The sequence below is a fragment of the Nitrospirae bacterium CG2_30_53_67 genome (assembly GCA_001873285.1).
Taxonomy (GTDB): Bacteria; CG2-30-53-67; CG2-30-53-67; order CG2-30-53-67; family CG2-30-53-67; genus CG2-30-53-67.
Map to the genome: position 1 here is coordinate 1 of MNYV01000151.1, position 3,860 is coordinate 3,860.

Consider the following 3,860-nt stretch of genomic DNA (forward strand, 5'->3'; position numbering starts at 1 on the left):
CCAAGCCCCGGAGCCGACCGCTCAAGGCTGAACACATTGACAGGGATCTCATAAACATCATGAGATACGGAAATATAATTCCTTTTCAGGCCAAGGTTCTGCAATAAACAGGTTGGATAGGCGTAACGAAACGAGCTGTCATAATTTATCCCATTAACCCTTAAAGCCTCAAGGGTATCCTCATTTGCGCTGTAGGCGCCCGCCCTGTGGATGACGGGCTCCTTATTGATCCACTTCTTCAGAAGGTCCTTTCCGTCCCGGATGATTTGTATCTGCTCATTCAGGGAATACTGGTACATCATATTTCTATTTTTATCATAGACCCATTGGGGGTGCGTATGCAACTCTACATCAAAACCATTATGGTCCATAAACGCTGCGATATCTTTCAGGGGCTTTTCTCCGTATTCCTTGTATTCATACACGTTAAGAAAGAATGTGGCCTTTACGTTGTGCCGGTCACAAATGCTCATCATCCTGGTGATGCCGCAGGGGGTTCCATCAATTTTCAGGTCGAATTGTTCCGGGAGGGATACTTTGCAATCGTCATGATTGATGGATTCCGCGTCGATGGTGATGACGACAACGGGCTTTCCCGGGACCTCGGCAAAGACTTTTCCTGAGACAAGGACCGGAATAATGAAAAGGATGATAAAAAATCTTTTCATGAATGGATTGACTTTTACGGCGCGGCTACCAGCAGATGCCATCATAGGCGGCCTCAGTTGAAATGTCATCAGTGATTCTCTACCCGCATAGCGGGTGGCATCAGGATGCCCCCCGGGGGCATTAACCCAAAACAAGCTCCGTGGCCAGCCAAAACGCCATGCTGCACCGCAACAGAAATCGTAACCAGTTTGTCATTGTCCGGCTTGACCGGACAATCCAGTATGTTCTGGATTCCCCGATCAAGTCGGGGAATGACGGTGTTTTTGATTCATCACGAACTGTATATTTGCTGTCCCATCTGATGTGCTATAAACTTTTCCACTCTTACATAGGATCTTCCTCCTGCTCCATACGAGGCTTTCCCGGAGGAAGAGCCTATCTTATTTCTCCCCGGATCGGTAGAACCTCTCCGAGTCCACCACCAGAGGTGGTGGGTTTAGAATAAAACATGAATGGATCGACTTTTACGGCGCGGCTACCAGCAGATGCCATCATAGGCGGCCTCCGTTGAAATGTCATCACTGAGCCTCACAAGATCAATAATGATCTGATCCTTTGAGACGCTGCCCAGTATTTTTCTGAATTCCTCGGATCGAGTGCCGATTACCAGCACCTCCGAGTCCTGCACCACCTTTTCAATATCATCAACCATCAAGGAGGCAACGTGATGGATATGTTTCTCGATATACTCCTTGTTCGCCCCGATCAGTCTGGAGAGGGCAACGTTCCTGTCATAGATGGAGATGGCATACCCTTTGCCCAGGAGTGTCTCAATCATCTCCACCATGGGGCTCTCTCTCAGATCGTCCGTGCCCTCCTTGAAACTGAACCCGAGAAAACCGATCCTTTTCTTTCCTGTCCCGATGATCCTGTTGATGCCGATCTTCAACTGGGTTTCATTGCTCATGAGAAGGGAGTTCAGCAGAGGCACGGATAGGTCCAGCTCTTTGGCCTTATAAACCAGCGCCCGAATATCCTTGGGCAGACATGAGCCTCCGAAGGCAAATCCAGGTTTTAAATAATAGGGAGAAAGATTCAGTTTGGTATCCCGGCAGAAGATCTCCATGACCTTGTAGCTGTCGATATTGAGATGCTTGCAGATATTCCCAATCTCATTGGCAAAGCAGACCTTCACCGCGTGAAAGGAGTTATCCGTATATTTCACCATTTCCGCCACCTTAATGGTCGTTCTGATCAGGGGCGCCTTTAGGTTTTGGTAAATGCCGGCAACCTGGTCCCCGCTTTTATCGTTGGAAGCGCCTATGACTGTCTTTGGCGGATCATAAAAATCAGAGATGGCCGTTCCTTCACGGAGAAACTCGGGATTGAAACAGATGCCGAAATCCTTATTTACTTTCTTCCCGGACGCATCCTCTATCAGGGGCAATAGAACATCTTCCACGGTGCCCGGCAGAACCGTGCTCCGAACGACAATAACATGGAAGGCATTTTTCTCTCTTAGAGCGGTTCCGATATTCTCACAGACCCGTGACAAATAGGTCAGGTTCAGGCTCCCGTTCGCATGGCTCGGTGTGCCTACGCATATCATTGAAATATCCGTATGATGGACGGCCTCCTTGTAATCGGTGGATGCTGATAAAAGCCCCTTTGCCGCGCATTTCTCGATCATGGGCGAGAGGTCTTTTTCAATGATCGGCGATTTCCCATCATTGATCATCTTCACCTTGGTCTCGTTGATATCCACACCCATCACGGTGTGCCCGTCGTTTGCAATACAGGCAGACGAGACACACCCCACGTATCCCATACCAAAAATACTGATCTTCATACTCCTCCCCTCATCCGAACCGCATGGTCCATAATCTGCTCAAACTGGTGACCGATCATCTCCCATGAAAACCTTGCTTCTACGGCTTTTCTTGCCCGTTCTTCCAAAGCCGCCCTTAATTCCCCGTCCCGGATGACCCGGATGACCTTTTCTGCAAAGACCTGAGGCGTGTCGGCGATCAGGATCTCTTCTCCGGATGTGAGGCCCAACCCCTCGGCGCCCACGGACGTGGACACCACCGCAAGCCCAGTGGCCATGGCCTCCGGAATCTTAAGCCGGGTTCCGCCCGCGATCCTCAGCGGAACCACAAAGCAGTCGGCGGCGGCCAGGAAAGGGCGGATGTCATCCACGCCGCCGGTCACCACGATATTCTCCTCCGAAGACGCGAGACCTCTGATGGATGGAGTGGGCTTCCTTCCAACGATGGTGAGCCCGGCATGAGGAATCTCTTTTCTGATCTTCGGATAGATCTCCTTGACGAAATAGATCATGGAATCTTCATTGGGTATCCAGTCCATGGATCCGGAAAAGACAATATTGCCGGGCCTTCTCTCCCGGCTTTTTCGTTTGCCGAAGAACTCAAGATTGACGCCGGTACCGATGACTTCGACCGGCAGATCTCGGATGTGACCCAGCATTCCCAGCTTATCCTTTTCCGATACCGCAACAATGGCGTCAAACCTGTTTAATATCGAAAACTCATAGGATACCATCTTCCGGTACTGATGATAGAGAAACCACTTTTTCAGGAAACGGTGATTTTCAACGTACCGTCTCCAGATCAACGACTCCACATTATGGCAGAAGATGAGCCTTGGAACCTGAGAATCCCAATACATATTTAAGGCTGGGAAGATGAAATCGCAGACCACGCAATCGACCTTGCCATTGGATAGAAGATCCTTGACCTTGCGCTTCAGCCCGGGGTGGTAATACTTGCCCACTGCATAGGGATAGGGGGAAAATAAGTTGCGCGCCAGGTCCAGATAGAAGCGCGCCGTGTACTTCTCTTCCTTGGGTTTTCTTTCGATGGTGTGCATCTCGGCGCACCATGATTTCATCTCTTGAATGCCGGCCAAATCATTCTCGCCATCGGCAAAACAGCAGTAGATGATGTTGTGCCTCTTGGAAAGCTCTTTTAGAATCCAGTAGGTCCGGAGTTTTCCGCCCGTGTTCGGCGGATAGATGATGTCGGTCTTGAGCCAGAGGATGTTCATGGGGTTTCTTGATGGTCTCGCAATGAGAGCCGTTCCAGGGCCTCGCCGGCGCGTCGGTGAAATTCCGAGGGGTCCATCTTCGGCTTCCAATCCTTAACATACCCGTCTTTATCGAGAGGGAGACTTTCCTGCACTCTCTTCAAGAACCTCTCTGCTTGCTCTCGGACCTCCGGTTTAGTATCCGG

2 protein-coding genes and 2 pseudogenes are annotated in these 3,860 nt (G+C 50.2%); all 4 read right to left on the reverse strand.

From position 1 onward, the window contains the following. The 4 genes and pseudogenes from AUK29_09615 to AUK29_09630 all read right to left on the reverse strand — a co-directional run bounded on the left by AUK29_09615 (position 1) and on the right by AUK29_09630 (position 3,860). Positions 1-713, reverse strand: a pseudogene (locus AUK29_09615) (hypothetical protein). Between the two features lie 431 nt (positions 714-1,144). Beyond that, a complete protein-coding gene (locus tag AUK29_09620; protein ID OIP61873.1) occupies positions 1,145-2,458 on the reverse strand; it encodes a GDP-mannose dehydrogenase in 1,314 nt (437 codons plus the stop codon). Continuing rightward, a complete protein-coding gene (locus AUK29_09625) occupies positions 2,455-3,675 on the reverse strand; it encodes a hypothetical protein (GenBank protein ID OIP61874.1) in 1,221 nt (406 codons plus the stop codon). Before AUK29_09625 ends, AUK29_09620 begins: the two co-directional genes overlap by 4 nt. After that, positions 3,672-3,860: pseudogene (locus AUK29_09630) on the reverse strand (hypothetical protein). The gene AUK29_09625 and the pseudogene AUK29_09630 overlap by 4 nt, the downstream one beginning before the upstream one ends.